Annotated in this window: 21 protein-coding genes and 2 pseudogenes; 12 read left to right on the top strand and 11 right to left on the bottom strand. The window is 69.9% G+C overall.

Annotated features, from left to right (window positions below; all coding sequences use genetic code 11):
- Positions 1–3 precede the first annotated feature (3 nt).
- Together ACTVZO_RS37985 and ACTVZO_RS37990 are read left to right on the top strand one after the other, a co-directional pair.
- Positions 4–1,533 (top strand): hypothetical protein, encoded by a 1,530-nt coding sequence (locus ACTVZO_RS37985; RefSeq protein ID WP_443302703.1) that lies wholly within the window; start codon positions 4–6, stop codon positions 1,531–1,533.
- A gap of 125 nt (positions 1,534–1,658) precedes the next feature.
- Positions 1,659–2,420 (top strand): excalibur calcium-binding domain-containing protein, encoded by a 762-nt coding sequence (locus ACTVZO_RS37990; RefSeq protein ID WP_443302704.1) that lies wholly within the window; start codon positions 1,659–1,661, stop codon positions 2,418–2,420.
- Positions 2,421–2,508: 88 nt separating this feature from the next.
- Here the strand turns inward: ACTVZO_RS37990 and ACTVZO_RS37995 are convergent, their stop codons facing one another.
- Both ACTVZO_RS37995 and ACTVZO_RS38000 read right to left on the bottom strand, forming a co-directional pair.
- Positions 2,509–3,330 carry a S1 RNA-binding domain-containing protein gene (locus ACTVZO_RS37995; RefSeq protein WP_443302705.1) on the bottom strand — a complete coding sequence of 274 codons (822 nt, stop codon included), beginning with the start codon at positions 3,328–3,330 and terminating at the stop codon, positions 2,509–2,511.
- 226 nt (positions 3,331–3,556) lie between these two features.
- Positions 3,557–4,084, bottom strand: a complete 528-nt coding sequence (locus ACTVZO_RS38000) for a 2'-5' RNA ligase family protein (protein ID WP_443302706.1) — start codon at positions 4,082–4,084, stop codon at positions 3,557–3,559.
- Between the two features lie 252 nt (positions 4,085–4,336).
- Between ACTVZO_RS38000 and ACTVZO_RS38005 the strand changes: the two genes are divergently transcribed.
- On the top strand, positions 4,337–5,071 hold the full coding sequence (locus tag ACTVZO_RS38005) for a hypothetical protein (protein WP_443302707.1): 735 nt from the start codon (positions 4,337–4,339) through the stop codon (positions 5,069–5,071).
- 167 nt (positions 5,072–5,238) lie between these two features.
- Here ACTVZO_RS38005 and ACTVZO_RS38010 read toward each other — a convergent pair whose 3' ends face one another.
- Positions 5,239–6,264 (bottom strand): RICIN domain-containing protein, encoded by a 1,026-nt coding sequence (locus tag ACTVZO_RS38010; protein ID WP_443302708.1) that lies wholly within the window; start codon positions 6,262–6,264, stop codon positions 5,239–5,241.
- A gap of 1,459 nt (positions 6,265–7,723) precedes the next feature.
- Between ACTVZO_RS38010 and ACTVZO_RS38015 the strand changes: the two genes are divergently transcribed.
- Both ACTVZO_RS38015 and ACTVZO_RS38020 read left to right on the top strand, forming a co-directional pair.
- Positions 7,724–8,014 (top strand): hypothetical protein, encoded by a 291-nt coding sequence (locus ACTVZO_RS38015; RefSeq protein WP_443302710.1) that lies wholly within the window; start codon positions 7,724–7,726, stop codon positions 8,012–8,014.
- Between the two features lie 458 nt (positions 8,015–8,472).
- Positions 8,473–8,547 (top strand): annotated as a pseudogene (locus tag ACTVZO_RS38020) (multicopper oxidase domain-containing protein); the annotation flags it as partial.
- 88 nt (positions 8,548–8,635) lie between these two features.
- Here the strand turns inward: ACTVZO_RS38020 and ACTVZO_RS38025 are convergent.
- Positions 8,636–9,430, bottom strand: a complete 795-nt coding sequence (locus ACTVZO_RS38025) for an L-threonylcarbamoyladenylate synthase (RefSeq protein ID WP_443302712.1) — start codon at positions 9,428–9,430, stop codon at positions 8,636–8,638.
- A gap of 295 nt (positions 9,431–9,725) precedes the next feature.
- Here ACTVZO_RS38025 and ACTVZO_RS38030 point away from each other — a divergent pair, with 295 nt between their 5' ends.
- The 4 genes from ACTVZO_RS38030 to ACTVZO_RS38045 all read left to right on the top strand — a co-directional run bounded on the left by ACTVZO_RS38030 (position 9,726) and on the right by ACTVZO_RS38045 (position 14,293).
- Entirely contained in the window at positions 9,726–10,643 is a 918-nt protein-coding gene (locus ACTVZO_RS38030; protein ID WP_443302714.1) for an ABC transporter ATP-binding protein, read from the top strand.
- The gene (locus ACTVZO_RS38035; RefSeq protein WP_443302715.1) at positions 10,640–11,392 is read left to right on the top strand and encodes an ABC transporter permease; all 753 of its coding nucleotides are present in this window, start codon (positions 10,640–10,642) and stop codon (positions 11,390–11,392) included. The genes ACTVZO_RS38030 and ACTVZO_RS38035 overlap by 4 nt, the downstream gene beginning before the upstream one ends.
- 52 nt (positions 11,393–11,444) lie before the next feature.
- Positions 11,445–12,542 carry an ABC transporter substrate-binding protein gene (locus ACTVZO_RS38040; RefSeq protein ID WP_443302716.1) on the top strand — a complete coding sequence of 366 codons (1,098 nt, stop codon included), beginning with the start codon at positions 11,445–11,447 and terminating at the stop codon, positions 12,540–12,542.
- A 398-nt stretch (positions 12,543–12,940) separates the two neighbouring features.
- Positions 12,941–14,293, top strand: coding sequence for a Kelch repeat-containing protein (locus ACTVZO_RS38045; RefSeq protein ID WP_443302717.1), 1,353 nt, complete (start codon positions 12,941–12,943; stop codon positions 14,291–14,293).
- Positions 14,294–14,376: 83 nt separating this feature from the next.
- On the opposite strand, the gene ACTVZO_RS38050 is transcribed toward ACTVZO_RS38045, so the two are convergent.
- Positions 14,377–15,114: a VOC family protein gene (locus ACTVZO_RS38050; RefSeq protein WP_443302718.1), complete on the bottom strand. Its 738-nt coding sequence runs from the start codon at positions 15,112–15,114 to the stop codon at positions 14,377–14,379.
- 646 nt (positions 15,115–15,760) lie between these two features.
- Here ACTVZO_RS38050 and ACTVZO_RS38055 point away from each other — a divergent pair.
- On the top strand, positions 15,761–17,383 hold the full coding sequence (locus tag ACTVZO_RS38055; RefSeq protein ID WP_443302719.1) for an MFS transporter: 1,623 nt from the start codon (positions 15,761–15,763) through the stop codon (positions 17,381–17,383).
- Positions 17,384–17,451: 68 nt separating this feature from the next.
- Here ACTVZO_RS38055 and ACTVZO_RS38060 read toward each other — a convergent pair whose 3' ends face one another.
- The 3 genes and pseudogenes from ACTVZO_RS38060 to ACTVZO_RS38070 all read right to left on the bottom strand — a co-directional run bounded on the left by ACTVZO_RS38060 (position 17,452) and on the right by ACTVZO_RS38070 (position 19,794).
- Positions 17,452–18,168: a hypothetical protein gene (locus ACTVZO_RS38060; protein WP_443302720.1), complete on the bottom strand. Its 717-nt coding sequence runs from the start codon at positions 18,166–18,168 to the stop codon at positions 17,452–17,454.
- A 106-nt stretch (positions 18,169–18,274) separates the two neighbouring features.
- Positions 18,275–18,918, bottom strand: a pseudogene (locus ACTVZO_RS38065) (NADPH-dependent F420 reductase).
- A 63-nt stretch (positions 18,919–18,981) separates the two neighbouring features.
- Positions 18,982–19,794 carry an inositol monophosphatase family protein gene (locus ACTVZO_RS38070; RefSeq protein ID WP_443302721.1) on the bottom strand — a complete coding sequence of 271 codons (813 nt, stop codon included), beginning with the start codon at positions 19,792–19,794 and terminating at the stop codon, positions 18,982–18,984.
- 116 nt (positions 19,795–19,910) lie between these two features.
- On the opposite strand from ACTVZO_RS38070, the gene ACTVZO_RS38075 reads away from it, so the two are divergent.
- On the top strand, positions 19,911–20,855 hold the full coding sequence (locus ACTVZO_RS38075) for a LysR family transcriptional regulator (RefSeq protein ID WP_443302722.1): 945 nt from the start codon (positions 19,911–19,913) through the stop codon (positions 20,853–20,855).
- Between the two features lie 88 nt (positions 20,856–20,943).
- On the opposite strand, the gene ACTVZO_RS38080 is transcribed toward ACTVZO_RS38075, so the two are convergent.
- Positions 20,944–21,489, bottom strand: coding sequence for a DUF6886 family protein (locus ACTVZO_RS38080; protein WP_443302723.1), 546 nt, complete (start codon positions 21,487–21,489; stop codon positions 20,944–20,946).
- 124 nt (positions 21,490–21,613) lie between these two features.
- Positions 21,614–21,973 carry a hypothetical protein gene (locus ACTVZO_RS38085; protein ID WP_443302724.1) on the bottom strand — a complete coding sequence of 120 codons (360 nt, stop codon included), beginning with the start codon at positions 21,971–21,973 and terminating at the stop codon, positions 21,614–21,616.
- 274 nt (positions 21,974–22,247) lie between these two features.
- Between ACTVZO_RS38085 and ACTVZO_RS38090 the strand changes: the two genes are divergently transcribed.
- Positions 22,248–22,898, top strand: a complete 651-nt coding sequence (locus tag ACTVZO_RS38090) for a hypothetical protein (protein ID WP_443302725.1) — start codon at positions 22,248–22,250, stop codon at positions 22,896–22,898.
- A 111-nt stretch (positions 22,899–23,009) separates the two neighbouring features.
- Here ACTVZO_RS38090 and ACTVZO_RS38095 read toward each other — a convergent pair whose 3' ends face one another.
- Complete coding sequence (locus ACTVZO_RS38095; protein WP_443302726.1) at positions 23,010–23,750, bottom strand: class I SAM-dependent methyltransferase; 741 nt, start codon at positions 23,748–23,750, stop codon at positions 23,010–23,012.
- Between the last annotated feature and the right edge of the window lie 68 nt (positions 23,751–23,818).

The raw sequence follows: 23,818 nt of genomic DNA on the forward strand, positions 1-23,818 counted from the left end.
CCGATGGGCCGGGCATGGCGTTGGGGACTGACCGTACTCGCGGCGGCATTCGTGCTGTGGTACGCCTCCTACTACACGACGATCGCGGTGTGGGAGCTGCGCAAGCTCTTCTCCTGGTTCGCTCTTCCGCTGCTGCTCGTGGCGTGCTGCATCGCGGCCGGGGTGGCGGTGCGGTGGATCCGGCGGCGCGCGGGGCGTACCGGGGGAGCGGGGAACACGGCGATCGTCCTGGGGTGGTTCGGGGGCGTGTTCGGACTCGCGCTCGCCATCGGCTGGCTGGTGTACGGGGCCTATCTGCAAGACCGCGCGTACATGGCCACCGCGCAGATCGTGACCGAGCCGCTGCACGGGCTGTCCGCCCGCTCCCCGTACGTGGTCGGCAAGGCTCAGGCCGCTCCGCATCTGGGTGATGTCACCGGTGAGATCTCCGACATCACCTACCTGCCCGACTCGGACCGCTTCGGCGCCCTGGTCGAGCGGCGCGGCTGGCTCGCCGGTTACGAGGTGGGCCTCGTGCAGGAGGTCCCCCTGGGCGGCAGCGGCCGCAGCCAGGAGCGGTGTCCGTTCGACGTGGAGAAGGCGGGCGCCCGGATCAGCGGATGGTTCAACCACAATCTCGGCCGGAAGATCTCCGCCGTGCAGCGGTGGGTCCGGTTCGAGGCCGACGACGCCTACGTGACCTGCTCGGACGGCACGCCGGTCGTGGTCGTCCCGCTCAAGCGGCAGACCGGGCTCCTCCTCGTGACCGAACGCCCCGCCGGCGTGGCCCTCTACGACGGCACGACCGGAAAGCTGACGGTCACCACCGACACGTCCGCCGTCCCCGGCCCCTCCTACCCGCTGAGTCTCGCCGCCCGTCAGCGCGAGGGCACGGCCGCCGTGGGCGGCTTCAGCGACTGGTGGTTCGAGCGCAGTGGCTGGGACGCCTCCGAGGACGGCGCCAACGAGGGCAACGAGTCCGAGTTCACCCTGCGGTACACCGGCTCCGCAGGAGACAGCGCCTACGTCACCCCCCTCACCCCCCAGGGCGAGGCCAGCTCGGTGGTCGCCGTCTCGACGGTCCCCACCCGCCACCAGGGCGGCGGTCTCGCGCCCATGACCATCCGCCGCCTCGATCCGGCCTGGTCCTCGCCGAAGGCCCTCGTCGCGCTCATCAAGGCCGAGTACCGGGACGTCTGCTGCTACAACGACGACCAGGTGTTCGAGGTCGTCCCGACGGGAGGCAGTACGTGGACGGCCACCGTCGGCAGCGAGCAGAACATCCGCTATCGCGTGGAGGGCAGGGGCCCGGTCGACGGCCGCGAGGCCACCTGTCTCAAGGCTGCCGACGGCGTCCTCATACGCTGCGCCCACGCGGCGCCCGGCTCTCCGGAGGAGCAGGAACTCAAACGCCGTGAGCAGCAGAAGCAACAGGACGATGCCGCGAAGGGCGCGGGCGGCACGGGCGAGCTCGCGGGCCTGACCGACGAACAACTGGCCGAACTCCAGCGACGCCTGGGCGACGAGTTCCTCCGCCGGCTGAAGAACGGCTGAGTCCGAAAGGGTGCGTTCTCCGACGCTCCTTGAATCCGGAATAAGCCATTTCGGTGGTATCTATCGCCATCATGATCAAAAATGGTTGCGGTCTGAACATCTGTCACACCGTCACCAGGAGAACCGTGTACTCGCCGCCCGCCCAGCACGCCCCCTACCCCCAGCAGCCGCCCGTCCAGCGTTGGTGGCAGCGCCCGGCTGTGATCATCGCCGCGCTCGTGTTCCTGCCCCCGCTCGGGATCGCGCTGGCATGGATGACCCGCTGGACGCAGGGCAAGAAGATCGCCGCCACGGTGATCTCGGGCCTCTGGTTCCTCGTCGTGCTGTTCTCCGGCGGGGACGACAAGGCCGAGGGCGACGCCAAGGCCGGGCCGGCCGCCACCGCGACGGCTTCGCCGGATGCCTCCGCCGCGACCACGGGCAAGACTGCGGAGCCGAGCGCGGCTCCCGTGCTGCCCTCCGTGGTCTCGATGCCGTTCGATCAGGCCGAGAAGGCGCTCAAGGCCGCCGGGGTGGCCAAGGTCACCGCGCAGAGCGTCTACACCGACGTGCCCCTCGCCTCGTACCACCCCAACTGGGGCGTCTGCTTCCAGAGTCCCGAAGCCGGAGCGGCACCCGCCGACGCCACCCTCCACCTCGTCTCGCCCGGCAGCACGTGTCCGGCCGCCGCCGGCACCCGGCGCTACGCCGAGGTGACGAAGGCCCCGGCTACCCCCACGGCGGACACCGACGCGACCTCCGGCACCGGCGGGAGCGGTGGCAGCAGCGCCTACTACAAGAACTGCGACGCCGCCAAGGCGGCCGGTGCGGCGCCCATCCGCAAGGGCCAGCCCGGCTACCGCTCCGCCCTCGACAAGGACGGCGACGGCGTCGCCTGCGACAAGTAGCCCCCGACGCCCCCGACCGACTCCCGTGCGGCCGAACGACAGGTTTCGGCCGCACGGGACGGCGTACCACCCTGCGACCGTACGCCGTTCAGCCGCCGGCGGCTGCGTCGGCGGCGCACAGCCGCAACCGGTGGCGTTCGAGGTCGATCCCGGCGACCTTCACCGTGATCTGCCGTCCCTCGTGGACGAGTTGGCCGGGGGTGTCGACCGGCTCGTCGGTCGGTTCCGAGAGGTGAAGGAATCCCTCCAGGTCCGGAGCGAGCCGCACGAACACACCGAACGGAACGACCTTGGTGATGGTCCCCGTGACGACTCGGCCGGCCTGGTCCGCGCAGCGGATGAGCGGATCCTCCTGCAGGGCCTTCAGCGAGAGCGTCACCTGCCCGGACCGGGTCTCGGCGGTTATCACCTCTCCCGTGACGCGCTGGCCGGTCTCGACGGCTTCGGCGGGGTGGTCGATCCGGGACCACGTCAGGTCCGGGACCCGGATGAAGCCGGTGCACAAGCCCTCGGGCTCACCGTCGACATGGACGAAGACCCCGAAGTCGTGCACCCCGGCGACGGTCCCGGTGACCACCTGCTCTCGTTCCCGCGAGAGGAGAAACGACCGCAGCGGCGGGATCTCGCACGCCCTGGCGGAGAGGTGGAGCTCACCTTCGTCCCACCGTCCGGTCTCCTCGGCGTCGAGCCTCTGGCCGATCGCGAAGAGCTCGGACGGATGCTCTCGCCGACGCAGCGAGACCTCGTGCCGAGGGATCCGTCCGATCTCGTCCTGTCCGCCCCCGGCATCCACGATCTTCACCAGGACGTCGGCTTCGTCGAACCCGATGACCTCCACCGTTCTCACCGGTCCCGGCCCGAGCTGGTCGACCAAGCGCTGCAGACGGGGATCAGGAGTGGAATCGGTCATGGGGGCGAGCCTAGGGGGTGTCTGACGGGTGTCCGCGGCGTCGCGACGCCCGGCACGCACTCTCGCCGCGCCGGCCGGAAGCCCGAGTACGCCCAGTACGCAGGCTTTCGGCCGGCACGCCGAGAGCACGCACCGGACGCCGCTCCTTCCCCACGGACACCCGTCAGACACCCCCTAGTCGCCGCGCGACTGCGCCGAGGATCAGCGCATCAGCAGGCGTCGGTGTTCACGGCCCGCCCGGGACGCCGAGCGGCACGGTGAGCCGCGACCGCCAGCCCTTCTCCGCCAGCACCACCAGCTGGAGCGCCGTCGCACGGGTGCGCAGGGGCAGCAGCCCGCCGATCCCATCGCGTACCCGGGCGGTGGCCGTAGGCTCGTCCGGCCCCATGGCGACCGTCACGTGGGCGGCGGGCCGATCCCCGAAGCGGCCCCTGTACGGGCGCAGCCCGGACCACCGCGCGTGGAACGCGTCGACGATCGGCTGGAGCCCCGGGACGGTGACGGCGACGAAGCCGGGCGCCGTCACGACCTCTTCCAAGAGAAGCTCAGCTGCCGGGAAACGCGCTGCCAGGGAACGTACGTCCTGATCGTCCCGATCTGTCAGCGCCGGTTCCGGTACGAACGGGTAGAGGAGCGAGACGTGCGCCGGTATCCCACCGCGCACGAGAGCCGGGTCGACACCCCGCGCCGCATCGAGGAGCGGGGCGGCGTCGGGCAGGACGATGACGACGGCAGTGGTCCCTGGCTCTGGCACACCCTCATCATCTCAGGCCGCGCCCGCGCGCCGGGGACGACGGCAGACGTAGCGGGGGGAGGCAGCGGCGCCGGCGGAAGACGTTTCCCCGTTTCCAGGTTCGGTCCCGGCAAGGGCACTTCAAGGTAGCCTCACCGGACGAGGCCGATCATGAGCATCCCAGGGGATCTCGGCGCGCCCATCAGGCGTTGAATCGTCGAACGGAGCGCTCCGCGCAAGCGCACCGTGCCGCCCGTGGATGAGGAGGATTCGATGAACGCTGCCGTGGAGAAGCGGCAGGATCTGGACGTGGTCAGCATCCTGAACGCGAAGACGACGCTGCTCCACCTGCTGGCCCGGGCAGGGGTCCCCTCGGGCGACGCGGAGGGCCTGATCGCCCTGGTCGAGGCGGGCGCGCTGGCCGGCGCCCACGAGGAGGCCGGCGCGTTCGGGAGGCCCGCTGCGGGGGACAAGGGCGAGCCGTACGAGTCCGGCTGGCTGGACGGCGTCCGGGCCGTCACCGACGAGCTCGGCGCGATCGCCGAACGGGCACTGCGGGAGGCCGTGGACCCCTCGGGATCGACCGGAGCCTCGGACGCCCGGTCACCGGTCGGGCGGATGGAGGTGGAACGGGCGAAGGTGGCCGTCACCCCCCTCTACCTCGCCTTCACCGCTGCCTCCGACCTCGACCCCGAGGTCACCGAACAAGTGCTGGGTGCTGTCCTCGGCACGATGACCCCCCGGCAGCGGGCCGGGTACCCCGGCCGGCTCGCGGCGTTCACCGGGGCGCACGAGGCTCGTCTGGAGCGGCTGTACGCGCAGTACGGGCCCGACAGCGCCACCGCCATTCACGGCCGCTACTCCCTTCTGCACTCCGCCACCAGCGTCGCCGTGCTGGAGCGGCTCGCCACGACGGGGACCGCTCTCCGGGAGGAGTGGGAAGCCGCCGAGCTGCCGCCCGCCTGGCTGGACGGCCTGATGCGGGCCTGGGACGTGGCCGGCCAGTAGCCCGTGCAGGCCTGGTCCACCCGCCGTCGCGTGACCGGCTCCGAGGCGTGGCCGCGCGACCGACGTCGTGGCAGGCCGCGGCGGCAGGGCTCCTGGGGTTGTACGGATGGGGTCGAGCGGCCCCTCCCAGCTACCCGGGTGCCCTGCCGCCAAGCTCAGCACGCCCCTTAGGGATTCGGCGTGAAGAAGTTCCACACCTGGTGCACGGCACCGGCGTTCGGGGCGGCCGCCACCAGATCGATGTCCCCCTCGGTGCCGCCCGGTACGTCGAGCGCGGAGTCCCACTTCGTGTTGACGAGCTTGTGGCCGCCCTCGGCAGCCGGGACGATGCGCCACCAGGTGGCATCGCTGCCGCAACCCACCTGGTTGACGGAGCGGCCGATCCCGTCGCTCGCGGGGAAGCTGGCGGACATGCACTGGTTGGAGGACATGCTCTTGAGCTGGAACGTGTCGCCGCTGCCCTGGAGGATCCAGTTCTGCATCCGGGGGTTGTTGCCACCAGGTGCCCGCTGTGAGACCGGGGTCGCGAGAAGACTGCTGGTCACGGACGCGTTCTTCCCCGATGCCGAGCCGAGAGTGAGGACCGCCCCGTTCTCCGGGGTCACCAGGGACCTCGGACCGGGCCAGAACCCGGGAGCGCCGCCGGTGCTGACAACCCTGGTCTCGCAGGTGGAGACTCCCGTCGAGACGGGCTGGAGCACGGAGAACTCGGTGCGCACGCGCTTGCCGGCGTGCTCCCCGGACAGCGCGGTGCCGACGAAGTAGGCGCGCCACCGGTCGGTGTCGTTGCCGACGTTACCGACTTCCTGTCCCGAGTTGGTGGTGGAGTTGGGGTCGAACTGCTTCGCCGTGCCGTTGGGTCGTCCGGTGTCGCGGTTGTAGCGCTCGATGACCATGCGGGTGTCGGAACCCAGGTTCGCGGGCTTGTCCCACCCGATCCGCTGGTACTTGTTGGTGAACACCGCGCTGCAGTACTCACCCCGGACCTTGGGCTGCCACGGCAGCGTGACCTCCGTGGAATCCGCCGGAGAGGATGCCGTGCCCGGGGCAGCGGCAGCCGTTGCCGCGGAACCGGTGAGCAGGATGCAGGCGCCGGCCGTGACGAGCGCGCCGGCGCCGAGGAACGCATTCCGGGTCCGGGGCCCAGCGGAACGGACGGGGCTGAGAAATTGAAGGGTGGTGCTGGCCTTCATGCTGGCGGTTCCTCCAGGGGTTCGGATGCCGCCTCGGATATCGACACGGCATCGCTGCTGTCGATCACCTTAGGCAGCGTCAACGGATCCGACAGTTGCCGATGGTTTGCATTTGGTGGCCGTCGGTTGAAACACGGGTGTCGAATGGCAGCGGTGCCGCGCGCAGGTCCAAGCGAGGTGTTCGCGCATATGCCGCAGGGCACGAAACTCCTTGCCCTGCGGGTTGGCTGATGCCGTCCGTGAGGGAAGGAGTTTCGTGCCCCGGCCTCTCTAGGAAAGGCCGAACAGTTGGAGCGTAAGGCTGAAGAGAGAGAAGAACACTTCCCCGCTCCTTTCTTCGGTTTCTCGTTCTGATGGCTCTCGGGTTCAGCCGAAGAGCTTGAAGGTGCCGCTGAAAAGCGTCATGGCGAAGCTGAACAGATTGATCGACAATTTAATCACCCCTCTCTCGTGAGATTTCCGCTACGTGCGTCGCTCGCGGCCGCTAGAGGGCCAGGAAAACTGTCAGGATTCCTGGAATCCAGAGAACCGGGAACTTGAACAAGATGCACCTCCTTCGCTTTCTGTCCCCTCGCCCCCTGAAACGGGAAAGGGAGAAGGGGTCCTATTTGTGCGCCGTTCCGAATTAGATCCTCCTGGCTGGTGAACGCCCGCTGCAATCACCAAAAGCAGACTGCTTTCGGTTGTTGCGCGCGAACCCGGCGGCCCTCGGCCGGGGTGTCCGAAAGGAGCGCGCGGCCGCCCGATGGCGAGCGCCCCGCCGTCCAGAGGAACAGCGTGGAGTTGAGGGGCGATGCCATGCGATGCGGTTCATGCGGGTACGAGAACCTCCCCGGCGCCGTCTACTGCCAAGGGTGCAAGGGACCGTTGACCCGTCCCTGCCCCACGTGCGGTGAGCGGTGTCAGCGGGTACCCCGAGGCGCGGTGTGCGGTGCGGCGGTTGGCGCGGAGGGGAAGGAGCAGCGGAAACGCCCGGAGGGGAATGTGCGTGACCCTGTCCACGACCTCACAGGTGTGGATGTCGCACGCCCCGCTGCCGCCGTCCACGCTCGCCGTCGCGATCATGGGCGTGTTCGCCGTGGCGGTTCCCCTGACGCGGCGCGCACGGTCCTTCCGGCGGACCGCCGCGGTTCTCGTCCCCGTGGAGCTGGGGCCGGGCGCGGTCTTCACCGTCGGCCGGGCGAGCTGCGATCCCGTGTCCGGTGCGTGCGTCCCTCAGCGCAATGCCGTGCGGTGGAGAAGGCGTCGGCGGGGTACTGGCCGTGCACGACGCGGCCCGCCGGGAGCATGGCCGGCGCTCTGAAGCCTCCCGAAGAGGATGTGCTCAGGGCCCGTCAGCGGCGCAGGCACACGAAGAACCATCAGCGGACATCCAGGTCCGCGTGCCGCACGGATCGCGGTTGCGCCGCGGTGTCGCGCTGACCGCGGTGTGCGCGGTGGCGGCCACCACGCTCGCCGCGTGCTCCACGGACACGACCGCCGGCGCATCGACCGCCGGGCGGCCCTGCCCGCCGTCGACGCGTACGACATCACCAGGACGCCGCCGCGCGAGAACATCGAGCTGTGCATCACCAGCACGACGAAGCGGATCGGCGGCAAGGAACTGCAGCGGTTCTCCTGCACGGACCTGGCCGACTCCGCGAGCGGCCGGCTCGGCGCCGGGCTGCCGGTCGTCGTCGACAGCGGCGATACGGTCCGCCTGAACGTGCACAACCAGACCTCGACACCGGGAAGGACATTTTCCCGCTAGCCCTGTCCACCGGGCAGATGGCCAAGCTCCGGCTCATCAACGCGTCCTCAGCCAAGACCCGGACCTGTCGTTCCCCGTGGAGGTGCAGGTGACCCACACCGACGGGGCTCCCTTGCGTGAGCCGTACACGACCCGCACCCTCACCCTGGCACCCGGTGAACGGTTCGACGTCGAACTGGCCATGACTGGCGGCAAGAACGAGAGCCTGTCCCTCACCGACGGACGCAAGGCCGGGCTGCGCATCCCCCCACGTACACCGCCACCCAGGCCGAGCCCGGGCTCTCGCCCTTCACCCCGCCGCCCGCGACACCGCTGGATCCGGCTCTCGCCACCACGACCCCCGACGTGGAGACGACCCTCTCCGACGACATGAAGGGGATGTCAGGACACCCATGGAAGATCAACGGTGAGGTCTTCCCCGACGCCGAAACGTTCGACCTCGCCCCTTCGACAAGCCCGGCACCTGGATGGTGCACTGTCACATCCTCGACCACGAGGACGGCGGAATGATGACCACCATCAACGTCACCTGACCCTCCGAGGGCGAGCGCCAGGTACCCGTTGCCCGGCGTTCGCCCTCGGCCTTTCGTGGCACCCGGCAGCAGGACGCACTCAAGAAGCTCAGTGGTGGCTGCCGTGCCGGTAGTCCCACGAGGGGAAGTGCTCGCCCAGGGACAGCATGATCCGGCGGACCTCGAGACCCTTGCGGATCACGGTGGGCCTGGCCTCCGGGGCGGGCCCGCCGTCCTGCCGGGGTACCAGCTCGCCCCGCGGGTCGACCATCGAGACCATCACGCCCTGCGCGTACCGGTCGTGCGGACCGCTGCCGGGCTGGACGGACCGTACATAGCCGTCCGCCGCGACCAACAGGTCGGCGTGTTCGGCGATGCGCCGCCCGACCCCTGCGATCGTGCCCCTGTTGCCCTGCCCTGACGGGTTGGCGGAGCTCGCGAAAGTGATCTTGCCGTGGTCCTCCCAGAGCGAGGCGGTGATGAGGTCCGCCGGGGTCCCGCAGCGGATGACGAAGCAGCTCGTACCCCGGGAATCCATGACGAGTTCCCCGGCCCCTTCCGGGATCCGTCGGAGGGCCGTGTCCCGCCACGGCAGGATGCAACCGAGCAGCACGTCCTGATGCCAGTGGTCCGTGACGAAGGAGAGGATCTCCTCGTGCGTGCGGGCCAGCTCGGCGAACTGCTCCAGGGAGGCGCACATGACGACACCGGGCTTGTTCCGACTGCGGTTCTTCGCCGCGAACTTCCGCTCCAGTCCGTCCCGGTCAGTGGTCATCAGGGCGTAGCCGATTTTCGCAGGCGCGACGACCATGCCGCCCCGGCCGGACAGGATCTCGACCGCCTCCCGCTGTAGTCCACCATTCCACTCCACGAGCGCCGCACCCGTCACGTCCGTGCCACTCATAAAGACTGGTCCTAGGGTTGTCCGTCAACTGCTTCGGTCAGACCGAGGCTGCCGGACGAAGTACCGCCCCGGAAGGGCCGAAGGTCCGTGCAGGACCAATGGCCTGGGATGTGAAGGAATTAGGTCCCCTCTTGCTCCGGAGGAGTGATCTAGGAGCGCTCTTGGCTTTAGAGTCGCCATGGCCTCCAAGGATGCGAAAACGCCGGCGACCGACCCAACCCGACATCTCCCCGCTCTCTGTACGTACGTTCTCCATCGCGGGTACGACTGCGGCGGACTTTCGAATCGATGCCCCATGTATTCCTCAGAACTCCCCGAAATACCCTCCTCGGAACCCGCCGGCCGTACGCCCGGGGACGAATCCGACGACGCTCCCGCGATCCTCCTCAGAGACGTCGGCTTCTCCTACGGACCCGGTCGCCAAAGCAGCGGCAAGGGCGACGGCGCCGACCGTCCGGTGCTCGACGGTGTCGGGCTGTCGGTGCGCCGGGGCCGCTTCGTCTCCGTCGTGGGGCCCTCCGGCTGCGGAAAGTCCTCCCTGCTCAACCTGGTGGCAGGGCTGGCGTTTCCGGTGGTGGGCGGCGTCGAGGTGTTCGGACGTCCCGTCAGCGGGCCGCAGCGCGACGTGGGCTACGTATTCCAGCAGGACGTGCTCCTGCCGTGGAAGACCCTCCTGCAGAACGTGGCGCTCGGCCCGCTGCTGGCCGGCACGGGACGTGAAGCACGCACGGACGCAGCCCGGCAGTGGCTGCACCGAGTCGGCCTGACCGGCTTCGAGGACGCGTACCCCCATCAGGTCTCCGGCGGGATGCGCAGACGCGCCGCCATCGCGCAGACCTGGATCACCGATCCCGACATCCTGCTGATGGACGAGCCGTTCGGGTCCGTGGACGTCCAGACCCGCCAACTGCTCGGTGACGAACTCCTCGCCCTGTGGGCGGGCTCCGCGAAGACGGTCCTGTTCGTCACGCACGATCTGGAGGAGGCGGTCTCGCTGTCCGACGAGGTCGTGGTCCTCTCCTCCGGGCCCGCCAGTACCGTCGTCAGCCGGTTCGACGTGCCGCTCGAACGGCCCCGAACCCTCATGGACATCAGGACGACACCGGAGTTCCGCGAGATCTACACCCTCATCTGGGAATCGCTGCGCGAGCAGGTCACCCGCGCCCAGGGCCGTCCGCTGCCCGCCATCGGTTCCGGGGAGCGGGCACAGTGAAGACCCCCGGGAGGGTGGCCGTACACGCGGGCATCATCGTCTTGCTGCTCGGGAGCTGGGAGTTCGCCACCGCGCACGGCTGGGCGGATCCCTTCTACCTCAGCCGCCCCTCGGCGGTCGCCGAACGCCTCACCGACTGGTTCGGTTCCGGCACGATCTGGCCGCACTTGGGCACCACGGCCCTCGAAGCCCTGCTCGCGCTCGTTGCCGGCACCCTGCTGGGCCTGGCGGCGGGTCTCGCCTTCGCCCGCTCCCCGCTCCTGTCGACGCTCCTCGGACCGTACGTCACGATGCTGAACTCGCTGCCCAGGGTGGTCCTGGCCCCGTTGTTCCTCATCTGGTTCGGCCTGGGCATCTGGTCGAAGGTGGCCTTCGGCGTCACCCTCGTCTTCTTCGTCGTCTTCTTCAACGTCTACCAGGGAGTCCGGGACGTCGATCCGGTTCTGGTCCGTCACGTGCGGATGCTCGGCGCGAGCGACGCCCAGTTGCTGCGCCAGGTGCACCTGCCCGCCGCGATGACCTGGCTCTTCTCCAGTCTCCACACGGGTGTGGGCTTCGCTCTCGTCGGCGCCGTCGTCGGGGAGTACCTCGGCGCCTCGCAGGGCGTCGGCTACCTCATCTCCCAGGCCGACGGCGTCCTCGACACCACCGGGGTGTTCGCCGGAATGGCCGTACTGGCCGCCGTCGTCCTGGCCGTCGACGCCTGCGTCCAGCGGGTCGAGAGGCGCCTGCTGCGCTGGAAGCCGTAGTCACCGACCACTCCCCGACCCCACTCCACAGGACCGAGAACAGAGGACCTTCATGCCGACCCCCGCCCATCCCTCTTCACCCCAGCAGCCCTTCACACGCCGACGCGGTCTCGCCCTCGCGCTGGCCGGAGCCCTCACCGCGGTGCTCGCCGGCTGCGGATCGGCATCGTCCGGGGCGGACGGTGCAAACGGCGAACTCACCAAGGTGACGATCGGCATCGGCGGCCAGCCCCTGCTTCCGTACCTGCCCACGACCCTGGCCCAGCAGCTCGGCTACTACAAGGAGGAGGGTCTCGACGTCGAGCTCCAAGACCTGAAGAGCGGGTCAAAGGCGCTCCAGGCGATGCAGGGCGGCAGCGTGGACGTGGCCTCGGGCTACTACGACCACACCGTGCAGATGCAGGCCAAGGGCAAGGACGTACGTGCCTTCGTCAACATGCTCCGCACCCCCTCCATCGTGCTGGCCGTGTCCCCGAAGGCCACCCGGGAGATCGCGAGCGTGGCGGACCTGAAGGGTGCCGATGTCGGGATCACCGCCCCCGGTTCGTCCACCGACTTCTTCCTGAAGTACCTCCTGGGCAAGAACGGGCTGGCGGCCGACGCCGCCTCCGTCCAGGCCGTGGGCGGTGAGGCGGCCGCCATCGCCGCGATGGAGGCGGGCCGGGTGGACGCCGCCGTGATGGTCGATACCGCCGTCTCGCTGCTGCAGAAGCGGATGGGAGGTACACAGCTCCGCATCCTCGCCGACACCCGCACCCCGGAGGGCGCGCAGGAGGTGTTCGGCGTCTCCAGCTACCCGGCGGCCGTCTTCTACAGTGGCCAGTCCTGGCTGGCGGAGAACAAGGACACGGCCGCCAAGCTGACCCGGGCGATGCTGCGCACGCTGCGGTGGATCGAGGAGCACTCGGCGCAGGAGATCTGCGACGCGATGCCGAAGGAGTACGCGGCGGGCGACCCGGAGATCTACCGGGCGGCGATCGAACACGCCAAGCCGGGCTACTCCACGGACGGGACCATCGACGCCGATGGGGCGCGGGCTGCCGCGGACCTGCAGAAGTCGTTCTCGCCCGCGGTCGCGGCCAAGGGAATCGCCCTCGATCGGACTTACACCAACGAGTTCGCTCAGGCGGCGGCCGGCGAGCTGCGATAGGGCACGGCCGCAGCCGTTCCCACTCGGCAGGCATGAGGCAATCGGTGCTCGACAAGGCCGTACCCGCGCTTGCCCGGCCCCGTAAGCCCGAAGAGGAACGAGGCGGTGCTCACCCGGGCCACCTCGGGCACATCGAGCCGAAACCGCTGCCCGTGCCGCCGACGGTGGGACGCCAGTCCGGATCGGCCGACCGGGTAAGACTCGGAACGTACGACCGTCACGCTGCGCATCAATCACATCATCGTATGTAACTTTCGGGTGCTCCCATTTTCCGCCACGGCACCTCTCGCCGAGGCACGCCCGGAGAGAGGTGCCCGATGAGGCGCGTCCCGCGAAGCGCATACGAGGCTTCCCCGCCGGCCCGGCCCAGACGCTCGCTCTGGCGTCGGCTCGCCGTCATGTCCCTGGCCCCGGTGCTGGCGTTGGCGTCCACCGCGGCCACTGCCCAGGGCGTGTGGGTGACGCTCCCGGACATGCCGGCGCCGCACAGCGTCCTGGCGAGTACGGCTGCGAAATGTCCGGAAGGGCTCCACGGCACCTGCGTCTACGCCGTCAGCGCCGTCGACGTGGGCGACCGGCAGAAGCTGGAGGCCTACAGCCCCGCCTCCGGCACCTGGGTCACCCTGCCGGCCCCCAAGTTCCCCCGCTACGACCCCGCGACCACGACGGCGCCGTGCCCCGGCGGGGTGAAGGGCGACTGCGTCTACGCCATCGGCGGCGTCGGCGGGGGCGGCGCGACCTTGAACACGGTGGAGGCTTACAGCACGAAGACCAATGTGTGGCTGACCGTGAGGTCCATGCCCACCGGGCGCGCGGACACGGCTGCCGCGACGGCCCCCTGCCCCGACGAACTGGGCCTGCGCGGAACCTGTGTGTACGTCTTCGGAGGACGTGCCGGTGCCCCGCTCGCAACGGTCGAGGCGTTCAGCCCGAGCACCAACACCTGGGCCACCCTGGCGCCCCTCCAGGCCGCCCGCCAAACCCACGGCGGCGCGGCCGCTCCCTGCCCCGCCGACCTGCACCTTCACGGCACCTGCGTGTACGCCATCAGCGGCACCGGCGTCCCCGGCCTGCTCCCCTCAGTCGAGGTGTACAGCCCCTCCCTCGGCCAGTGGCAGTACGCGGCCGACATCCCGACCCCGCGCGCCGACTTCGGCGCGGCGGCGGCCCCCTGCCCCGAGGGCATGAGCAACGGCTGCGTCTACACCGTGGGCGGCAGCTCCGGCGTTGACGCTGTCATGAACACCTTCGAGGCCTACACCCCGGCCGCGAACGCCTGGGCGAGTCTGCCCCCGCTTCCCACGGCGCGCGTCAACCTGGGCGCGGCCACGGCTCCCTGCCCCGGCGACAAGCACAGCCACTGCGTCTACGCCCTTGGTGGCCCCACCGCGGAGGTGACCTCGGCGATCGCCGAGGCCTTCGTGATCGAAGGCGGCCACTCCGGGCACAAGCCGAAGCCGAAGCCGGAGGCCAAGCCGAAGCCGGACCACAAGCCGAAGCCGGAGCCGGATGCCAAGCCGAAGCCGGAGCACAAGCCGAAGCCGGAGCCAGAGCACAAGCCGAAGCCGGAGCCAGAGCACAAGCCGAAGCCCGGCCATCAGCACCACGACCACCCCGAAGGCCAGCCGGGCCACCAGGCGGAGCCCCCGCTCGACCCGTCGGCCGACGCCTCGCAGGAGGCGCAGTGGTTCCGAGGACCCCAGAAGCAACAAGAGCAGGAACCGCGTACCGCCCCCGCCTCCGCACCCTGAGAGGCGCGTGACATCCATCCGGGCCGGCGCCACACGGCGCCGGCCCGTTCCCGATGCAGCCTTGCCGGAAGCGTTGACTGCGGTCAGCGAGGGCTGAGGAGGCAGAACTCGTTGCCCTCCGGATCGGCAAGAACCGTCCAGGAGATAGCGGTCGGGTCGAAGTCGGGGTTCGTGGCGCCCAATGCGCGCAGTCGGGCTGCCTCTGCGGCCAGGTCGTCACCGGGGTAGGGGCAGACGTCGAGGTGGACGCGGTTCCACACGCTCTTCGTGTCGGGGTTGCGGACGAACTCCAGGTAAGGGCCGACGCCTGCGGCGGATCGCATGCTCGCCTGGCCGTCGGTCACCTCGTGCAGCGTCCAGTCCATCGCCGCGTCCCAGAACCGGGCCATCCCCCGCGGGTCGGTGCAGTCCACCACCACCGCGGCGACCGGCCCGGTGTCCTGGTAGACCGGGCGGGGCTCCAGGACGCAGAACTCATTGCCTTCCGGGTCGGCCATGACCACCCAGGGAACATCGCCCTGACCCACGTCGGCGAGTGTCGCGCCGAGATCCTCCAAGCGCGCGACCAACTCCGCCTGATGGGCGGTCGAGGTGGTCGCCAGATCAAGGTGCACCCGGTTCTTCACCGTCTTGGGTTCCGGGCGGGCAATGATGTCGATGCAGACGGCCAGGGGGTCGGGATAGGCGAACCCGACGGGTTCGAGGTTGGTGACGCCGGGTCCCTCGCTGTCGATACCCCAGCCGAGCGCCTCCGCCCAGAACCGGCCGAGCGCGGAGTCGTCCTGTGCCTTCATGTTGATCTGCACGAGTCTTGTTGCCATGCGGAAGATCCTAGAAGCTGCCGCCTGCCCAGGCAGACCCGGCCGGACCTGCACTTGAGCGGGTGCCGACCGGCCGCGCGCGCCGAAACGTCCGACGACGGCGAGTTCTTGCGAACGAAGGCGGTGGCCCGGAAGGTCTGTCGGCCTCTGCGACGTGTACGCCGGCCCGCTGGGCGGTGCCCTCGCCGGTGGCGGCTGTTCGCGTCGGCCAGGACCGCAGGCGGGTCTGGACGTCGCTGCGCGACCGGGCTCCTGGTGGACGCGCAGTACCGACGCCAACCACTTTCATCTAGATTTGCCCGCATCGGCCATATATTGCTGATCGTGTGTGCTGATATCAGCCAGTTCCGGATCCAGATCCCGCAGCCCGCTCCTGACACGCGGCTGGAATCCGGACCGGAGCCGCGGCGGGCGACTTCTCCTGGGAACTGGCCCCCGCCGACAACCCGCGATGGGGCGGGCCTTCCGGCGTACCCATGGCCTCCTCGCTGTTCCACAGCGACCCGCTGGTCCGCATGGTCCTCGGCCCCGGCGACGACAGTGCCGTCTTCTTCAGATCGCTCCGCGACTGACCCGGCATCACCCTCCGCTGCCCCGCACCCCGCATTCCGACTCCCGCCAAGCCCGACTTCGCCCCGGAGGTTCCATGTCGCACAGCGGCGCGGCTCCCATCGACGTTCCGCCTGAGGCCCCGGCGCGGGCGTCGCTCGTGTTGGCGTCCCTGATCATCGTCGCCGCGGTGGCCAACTTGAACCTGTCGGTGGCCAACGTGGCGCTGCCCGCGATCGGCAAGGCCTTCGACTCCTCCCAGACCGCGCTCAACCTGGTCGCCGTGGGGTACTCCCTCGGCCTGGCCGCGTCGGTGCTCTATCTGGGTGCGGTCGGTGACCGTCACGGACGCAAGCTGCTGCTGCTCCTCGGCGTCGTGCTGTCCGTCCCCGCCTGTCTGCTCGCCGCGTACGCGCCGAACGACACCGTCCTCGTCGCGGCCCGGATCCTCGGCGGCCTCTCGGCCGGCATGGCCTACCCGACCACCTTGGCGCTGATCACCGCGCTGTGGACGGGGCCGGGGCGGACGAAGTCGATCGCGCTGTGGTCGGCCCTGGGCGGTGGCATCTCCATGCTCGGGCCGGTGACCGCGGGAGCGCTGCTCGAACGCTTCTACTGGGGGTCGGTGTTCCTGATCACCCTCCCCCTCGCCGTGGTCGCGCTGGTCATGGCCCTGCTGTTCGTCCCCGCACACGCCAACGAATCGGCCGAACCGCTGGACAACCTCGGCGGCATCCTGTCCGTCCTCCTGGTCGCGGGACTGGTGCTGGCGATCAATTTCGGCGCCGTCCCCGGCCAGGAGGCCCTGGTCATCGGCCTCGCCGTGATCGCCCTGGCTGCCGGCGCGGCGTTCTTCTGGCGTCAGCGCCGGGCTCCGAACCCGTTGTACGACCTCCGCATCGCCGGCCGGCGCACGTTCTGGGTCGCCGCATGCGCGGGAATCATCGTGTACGGCGCCATGATGGGGTCGGCGTTCATCAGCCAGCAGTACCTGCAGAACGTGCTCGAGTACAACCCCGTCGAAGCCGGCGCCGCCATCCTGCCCCTCGTCGTGATGATCGTGCTCGTGGCACCACGGTCCGCGAAGCTGGTCGAGACGCGCGGCTCCCGCACGACCCTGCTCATCGGTTACGCGTTCCTCTTCCTCGCCTTCGCCTGGATGCTGCTGTTCTGGGGCGAGGACAGCAGCTACTGGCAGATCGGCTTGGCCTACGTGCTCATCGGCATCGGCGCCGGCCTCGCCGGGACGCCCGCGTCCCACTCCCTGACCGGATCCGTGCCCGTGCGACGGGCCGGCATGGCCTCGGGCACCGCCGACCTGCAACGGGACCTCGGCGGGGCCGTCATGCAGTCCGTCATGGGCGTACTCCTCACCGCCGGCTACGCCTCGGCCTTCAGTGCGGCGATCGCCGCTTCCCCCGAGAGCAAGAACGTGTCGGACCAGGTCCAGAGCGAGCTGACGAAGTCGTTCGCCTCAGCGGGGCAGGTCGCCGAGCAACACCCCCAGTACGCCCACCAGATCGTCGAGGCGGCACGCAAGTCGTTCCTCCACGGCGACGACTGGGCGTACACCGTCGGTCTGGCCGCGATCGCCCTGGGTGGATTGCTGATCTTCTTCATGTACCCGCACCGGGACGCCGAGCGGGAACTCCTCCTCCGCTACTACACCGAGGACTCCGCCCCAGCCGCCACGGAGTCGGCGAGCGGTCCGGGAGCCTGACCGGTCGCCCGGACGCGGCGCCGGCCGGAGGCCGCAGGCCGGCATCGCCCGGGCGGACGGAAAGACCGTCAGGGCCGGGGCGGCTCGCACTCCTGGGGGAGCGTCACGGTCCCGGGCCGGTGCTCGAAGGTGTCCATGACCAGCCACTCGTCCAGCTCGGGGTCGTAGAGGTTCTGCACACCGAACTGCAGCACCTGCCAGAAGGTGCCCGGGTTGCCCTCGTCGACGTAGATGTCGCCCAGGGCGAGGGGCAGCCGGGGGTAGTTCCCGGGAGGCAGCTGCGGGAAGACCACGCCCACCCTCCAGTGGTTCACGTGACGCTGCGGAGTGCGCCGCAGGGTCTCCCGCCCGACGAACCGGGCCCCTTCGAACCCTTGGTTCAGATCCTCGAGGCCGAATCCGGGAATGCGCGAGCAGGGATGCTCGTTCAGACCGGGCCATTTGTACGTCAGGGTGTAGAGGGTGTCGTGGTAGATCAGGTTGGTGAACCAGATCGGGTGTTGCGGGCCTCCCGCGGTCATCTGGCTGTTGCCGTCCCTGCCGCTCCAGGTGAACGGCACCGTGATGCCCAGGTCCCGGACGATCCACTTGCCCTTGCCGCGGAAATCGCGGGGCAGGCGAGGCGGAGGCGGATCGCTGTCCTGCGGGGCGGCCACGCTCCCGGGCCAGGACGCGGCCCCGGCCCGAGGCTCGGCTCCTGCCGAAGGCGACGCCGTCAGGACGAGGGCGACCGCCCCGGCGAGAGCGGCCGACGCGGCCGTCCGACGTGTACGTTTCCAACCCATGCTCTTCCTCGGCTGTCGCATAAGGCACCGTCACGGCGCGGAACAATCAGGGCAAATGATGGGAAATCATCCCCGAAATCAAGAATTCCGAAACCGACGCCCCGGGTCAGCGGGCGAGGGTGACGGCGAAGGGCTTGAAACCGTGCCGGCGCAGGATGTGGGGCACGACCAGGATCATGGCCTCGGTGGCGCGGGCTGAGGTGATGTCGCCCAGGTCCTCGATCCGTTCGGGCTGCCAGCCCAGGTCGGCGAGCAGGCCGGAGACGGTCCCCTTCGCCTGTGCGTCGTCGCCCGAGAGGTAGGCGGTCGGCGGGGTGGTCAGGGTTTCGGGAGCGGTCATGACCATGAAGAGCATGGTGTTGAGGGTCTTGACCACACGGGTGTCGGGCAGCGCGGCCTGGAGCTTCTCGGCGAGGCTGCTGCCGGGATAGCACAGGTCGCCGGGCAAGCCGTCAGCGGCGTCGCGGGTTGCGTTGGAGACATCGACGAGGATCTTTCCCGAGAGCTCGGTGCGCAGGTCGACGAGGCGCTCCAGGGAGCTGTCGCCGGGCGTCGCGTTGATCACGATGTCCATGGTGCGGGCGGTGGTGCGCTGGTCGGCGAAGGCGATCCGTGGGCGGGCCCAAGGCCGCGGGCGGCGGCGTCTGTGGGGCTGCGGGCGCCGATGGTGACACGGTGTCCGGCTGCGGACAGCTTGCCGGCGAGGTTGGTGCCGACGCGCCCGGCTCCGAGAATGCCGATGTTTGCCATGCGGTGATGCTCCTTGCGGTGTGGGGGCGGGGAGGGGGATCGGGAAAGAGCGGCGAGGTCCTGTCAGGCGATCGGCGAGAGGATCTTGAGGGCGGCGCCGTGGATGCCGGGGGCGGCGGCCAGGAAGTCGCGGCTGCCGGTGCTCCAGGGTTCGCCCGTCAGGTCGGTGACGGTGCCTCCGGCCTCGGCGACCAGCAGGGCGCCCGCGACCAGGCCGGAGCGGACGTCGGAGAACTGCCAGAACGCGTCCGTGCGACCGGCGGCGACGTGGATGAGTTGCATCGTGGCGGGAACGGACACGCGCACGACCAGGCCGTTGATGAGCATGGCGGTGACGGAGTCGCCGATCCGCCGGAAGGTGCGCTCGTCCTCGCCGGGCTTGGCCTGGCCGGTGCCGATGAGCGCGGCGCCCAGGTCGGTCTTGGCGGACACCTTCAGGGGCCGGTCGTTGAGCCGGGCACCGCCGCCGGCGACGGCGGTGTACGTGTCGCCGGTCAGCGGCAGGTGGACGACGGTGAGTACCGGCTGGTTTTCGCGGACCAGGGTGGCGGTGACGGCCCAGTCCTCCATGCCGTGGACGTGGTTGATGTTGCCCTCGGCGGGGTCGACGACCCACCACTCCCCGGGCGGGAGCGCGCCCCCGGCCAGCTCGTCCTCGGCCCACCGCGACCCTTGCCGGGCCCGCAGCAGCGGTTCCCGCAGCACCTCCAGCACCGCGTCGTCGTTGGCGTGGATCTCGCCGACGACCTCGTCCAGACTCACGCCCCGGGCGTGCGAGGTGGAGCGGTCGCGCAGCGTGGCGCCGGCGGCCTTCACCGCGGCGGTCACGTCGGACAGGAGCGTCACGTCGGCGTCGAAAGGCATGGCTGTGCTCATGGCGGGCTCCCTGGGGGATCGGTGGAAGCGGGGCGGTCGTCTCGCCCCGCACTCCGAAGGTAGGCCGCCAGATTGTTAACAACAAGTGCATGCTTGTCACTTGTAGAGTTACTCTCATGCAATTGGATCCGAATCTCCTGACGGCCCTGGACGCCCTGTTGGAAGAGGGCAGCGTCGCCGGTGCCGCAGCACGCCTCCACGTCACCTCGCCGGCGATGAGCCGCTCCCTGGGGCGCATCCGCAAGGCCACCGGTGACCAGATCCTGGTCCGCACCGGCCGCAGCATGGTCCCCACCACACGTGCGTTGGCCATGCGTGCCGAGGTCCACGCCCTCGTGCAGCAGGCCCACCGGCTTTTCGCCGTACAGCAGGAACCCGACCTGACGGCTCTGGACCGGGTGTTCACCGTGCGCTGGCACGACGCCCTGACCGCGGCCTGCGGCACCGCCTTGACCATGGCCGTCCACCATCAGGCCCCCGGCGTGCGGCTCCGTCTGTCCGCCGAACCCGGGACGGACGACGCCGAGCTGCGCCGCGGCGAGGTCGACCTCGAATCGAGCTCCAGCACTCCGACGCTCCCCGACGTCCGCCACCGCCTCGTGGGCAGGGACCGGCTGATCGTCGCCGTCCGTCCGGGCCACCCGCTCACCGAAGGTCCTCTGAGCCTCGAGCGCTACGCAGCCGCCGAACACCTCACCGTCTCGCGGCGCGGAAACCTGCGTGATCCGATCGACGACGCCCTGACCGCGCGCGGCCTCGAACGACGCGTCGTCGCCGCGGGGCCCACCGCCGCCTTCGCCCTGCAACTCGCCCTCGGAACCGACCTGGTCGTCACCCTCCCCGACGCGGTCACCCGCACGGCCCGGGACCAACTCGGCCTGGCCTCAATGCCCCTGCCGCTCCCGCTGCCCGACGTCCCCCTGTACCTGCTGTGGCATCAGCGCTACGACAACGACCGCGCCCACACCTGGCTGCGAGACCTGGCCACCGAAACCGTCCAGGCATTGTTCACACCGACGACTCCCCTTCAACAGCCCGTCACCAACCGGACCGGGCGGTGACGGACGCGCTTGTGCCGGGCGTCCCATGCCTGAGCGCCACCACCGTGATGAAGAACGTGGTGGCCAGTACCCATGACGGGGAACGCGGTCATGGCCTGGTGGGCCGGGGCAGTGCGTTGCGCAGGCGGATGCCGCCGTAGCCGAGGGTGCTCGAGGTGACGGCGTCCCAGAAGTTCCAGAGGTTGTCCAGGACACGGAGCTGGATGCCGGCGTCCTGGTGCAGGCGCAGCAGGTCGCCTACCGGCTCGGCGGGCCCCAGGGGTTCGACGGTCTGGCCGGAGACGTGTGCGTGGGGTACGGGATCGCCGATGGGGCGGAAGGATTCGGCGGGGAGTCGGTAGGCGAACAGCTCCACGCCGAGGAAGCGCTCCATCCAGCCGTACTCGATCGCGTGCACGCGCCGGCCGCCACCGGGGCCGATGATCCGCTCCTCGTCGGTCTCGGTCGATCCGGGCACGGCCCAGGCCATGGCGCGCGGGCACTGGCGGGGAAACCAGTAGTCGGGAGCCTGTGCGGCATCGACGCCCCATACGACAGCGTCCGGGTGCCGGGCGGTGGCAGCGATGTGAGGGCGGAAGAGGGTGATCGTGGGGTCTTCCGAGAAGTGCAGCATTTCCCCGGGCCGTGGACGCATGGACCGGTTCTACCAGAGCTTCACGCCTCTGGCCCACAACCGCTCTGCGGACCCCACCATCACGGTCCCGTGCCGAGGCTGGCGGGAACGCAGACCGCGGCCCGGTTCGCCGCGGCCGTTGCCGCTATGCGGCGTTGGGGTCGTCGAACCGCACCGAGCGGACTTCCAGGTTGTCCCGTGCGGGCTGGCCGTGTGCCTTCAGCCGCCATTCGGGGCCCTGGCAGTTCGCGCCGACGTAGACGGTCACGGCGGTGTCGGTGTTGTTGTGCGGGCCGTATCCCGGCTGCTCCTCGTCGTCGCCGACGACGTGGAGGTTGACGCACTTGCCACTGTGCGGGTTGTGGAGGGCGATCTGCCGCTCCACGCCGTAGCCGTCGACGTACTTGTACGTGAAGTCGCCCTGGGCTGCCTGGGCGGAGCCGGCCATGGACAGGATGAGGGTGAGCGCGCCGAGGCCGGCGCCGAGGGTGGTGCGGAGCTTCATGACGGGAGGGATCCTTCCGGATGATGATCACGGATGGTGCGGGTCCGACCCTAGAAGCGACGGCGGGCGGCGAATCGATCCACCGGACCGCCGCCACGGCGCGCCGCGCCGGCGGCCACCCGGTCGGGTCCCGCTGCCCCGGCTCCATCCCGCCGGCCCGGCCCGCCCCGCCAGGCGCAGAGGGCCTGGTCGTGTCGTGAGGCACATGATCCAGCGCGACTAGGCTGTACGTCGGTCGGACCCGGGCGCGGGGTCTGAGGGGGCGGGGAACAGGATGTCCGTAGAACGTCACATAGCGGGGATGCTCCAGCAGATCGCCCGTCAGCAGGACATCGTCGAGATCGCCGCCCAGGGCTCCACGCCCAAGGCGGCCGCCCTGGCGTACGTGGCGGAGCAGTACGGCTACGCGTACGGCATGGCGTACCGGACCGGGTTCAAGAACTCGCTCGTCCGGGTCCGGATGTACCGGGACCCGCACCCCGATGCGCGCGTCCGCGAGGCCGCCACCATCGCCGCCCATCCGCAGGCGGGCAACGGCGGTGCAGTGCCGGGCCTGGAGCAGGGTTCGCTGAAGCCGCTCCCCGGAGCGGCCGGTGCCGTGGCGGTGCTGAAGGACCTCGTCACCTTCGACGTCATGGCCCTGTACGTCGCCGACCGGAGCCAGAAGGTGAAGGGCTACCTCGCCTGCGCGGTCCTGACCGCCCTCCTGTTCATCGAGCGGTCGCCGGTCGAAGCGGTCGCCTCCGGCGGAGCGGTCGCGCTGCTCGTCACCGTGGCGTTCAACGTGGGCACGATCCGTCGCAGGAAGATCGCACAGCGGCTGACGGACGCCGGGTTCCTCACGGTGCGCGACGAACAGGGCGTCCAGCGGTTCCTGCGCCCGGGGCGGCAGTTGCCCGGCCACACCAACCCCTTCGCCGCCTGAGGTCCTGGTCCGCGGCGTAGACAGAACTCCAGAACTCCCTGCACACGCCCAGGCGCTCACCCGGCCGCACCATGGACGAGGGGCGGCCGGGTGAGCACCAGGGCGGTCCGGTCAGGCGGTACAGCGGATCATGGTCAGCGGGGGGTTCCCGGTGTAGTCCTGCCAGTACTCCTCGCCGAACTCCTGCACGCCGGCCTCCGAGACGTCCAGGCGGACCCACTCGACCGCGGAGAACCCGGCAGCCGTCAGCGTCTTCTCGTACGTCTCCTGGGACGGCACGGTGGCCTCGAACGACACGGGCGGCTCCAGCAGGGCCGTGAGCCGGATTCCCCGGCCGATCTCGTTGTCCTTGCCGGTCGACTCGCACAGGAACCCGTACTTGGACAGCGACGGGCCGTTGAAGTCGTAGTCCGGGCTCTGCACGAAGAGGAGGAAGGAGGCACCCGGGTTGAGGCTGCGGTGGATGTTGCGCATCATCTGCTCGATCTCGGCGACGTCCTGGGCGTAGTTGAACGCCTGCACGGCCACCGCGACGTCGAAGGGCTCTTCGAAGGTGCGCAGGCTGGCGGTGTCTCCGACCTCGTAGGCGATGCCGAGGGGTTCCGCCTGCTCGATGGCTTCGGCGGCGTCCACCATCGCGCCGGAGATGTCGAAACCGAGGACCCTGGACGCACCGCGGCGGCGGAGCTCTCGGCTGTAGAAGCCGGTCCCGCAGGCGATGTCCAGCACGGACTTCCCCGTCACGTCGCCGACGAGGGCGAGGAAGCCCGGTACCTCGGCGTAGCGGATGATGGGCAGGGTCTTGAAGCCTTCGAAGGCTTCCCCGATACCGTCGTACAGCTGACCACTCATCGTGGCGGTTCCCCTCGATTTGTGGCGTCGGCTCCTGAAATGAGCCGCGGCCCGTGGAGGAAGTTTCA

Source organism: Streptomyces sp. IBSNAI002 (assembly GCF_052244475.1).
Taxonomy (GTDB): Bacteria; Actinomycetota; Actinomycetes; order Streptomycetales; family Streptomycetaceae; genus Streptomyces.